Below are 795 nucleotides of genomic sequence, written 5' to 3' on the forward strand. Positions count from 1 at the left end.
CAAAAAAAAGAAGAGCCGGCAGGCTAACCGACACTTAACTTATGTATTGATTAATCAATTTCTGCCGGGAAGCCGCAGGCTCTTCACTCTTCAATCTCCGTTCTGCATTTTATAACTCCGCATATTCCTTCCTTGCATCAAAGCAGGGACAGGCTTTACGGATATAAGGACTCAGCTGGGTATGCCCCACAATCCGCGCTTGCGGATAATCCGCTTTCAACTGGCGGAGCAGATCCAGCAAGGCACATTTCTGGGCTAAGGTACGGGTGTCGGCAGGACAGCCTTTCCGGCTTAGTCCCCCTTCGTAACACACCCCGATGCTATGGTCATTCCATCCGGCAGCATGTGCACCGATCTGATGCAAAGGCCGGCACGGATGAATCACTCCGTCACGGGTAATGTAAAAGTGATAGCCGATATCGGCAAATCCCCGTTTTCGATGGCAGCGCCGAAGTGCTTCTACCGGAAAATCCCGGTCTTCACGCGTCGCACTGCAATGGATTACGATGGTATCTATTTTTCGGAAGTTCTGGAAGTACATGGGTTGTAAGTTTGTAAGTTTTTGAGTTTTTTAGTTAGGTGACAAGGGCCTTGTTCCCTCGTCAACTTTCTACACAAACGAACTCAGTCCCAGCGCTCCGGCAATAGCCGTAGCTACGGTGATGATGACTTTGAGGACGATGCCCCACACATTTTTAGGTTTTGAAGAATTTTCCATATAAAGATAAATCTAACAAATATAATTCTAATTTAGTTTTAGGTTAGGTCCGGGCCGCCTGCGTGAGCAACCGGTCC

The 795-nt window shown here is 48.2% G+C and carries 2 protein-coding genes; both read right to left on the minus strand.

Going from position 1 to position 795, the window contains the following annotated elements:
• Positions 1 to 109: 109 nt before the first annotated feature.
• Complete coding sequence (locus O6P32_RS13565; RefSeq protein WP_269879056.1) at positions 110 to 541, minus strand: N-acetylmuramoyl-L-alanine amidase; 432 nt, start codon at positions 539 to 541, stop codon at positions 110 to 112.
• Positions 542 to 610: 69 nt separating this feature from the next.
• Positions 611 to 718, minus strand: a complete 108-nt coding sequence (locus O6P32_RS13570) for a smalltalk protein (RefSeq protein ID WP_269877645.1) — start codon at positions 716 to 718, stop codon at positions 611 to 613.
• Positions 719 to 795 lie beyond the last annotated feature (77 nt).

The organism is Phocaeicola acetigenes (assembly GCF_027529745.1).
Classification (GTDB): Bacteria; Bacteroidota; Bacteroidia; order Bacteroidales; family Bacteroidaceae; genus Phocaeicola; species Phocaeicola acetigenes.

What these genes read in the sequence shown, in the direction of transcription:
- O6P32_RS13570 (WP_269877645.1), bottom strand. Translation starts at nt 718, where the DNA reads ATGGAAAATTCTTCAAAACCTAAAAATGTGTGGGGCATCGTCCTCAAA.
- O6P32_RS13565 (WP_269879056.1), bottom strand. Translation starts at nt 541, where the DNA reads ATGTACTTCCAGAACTTCCGAAAAATAGATACCATCGTAATCCATTGC.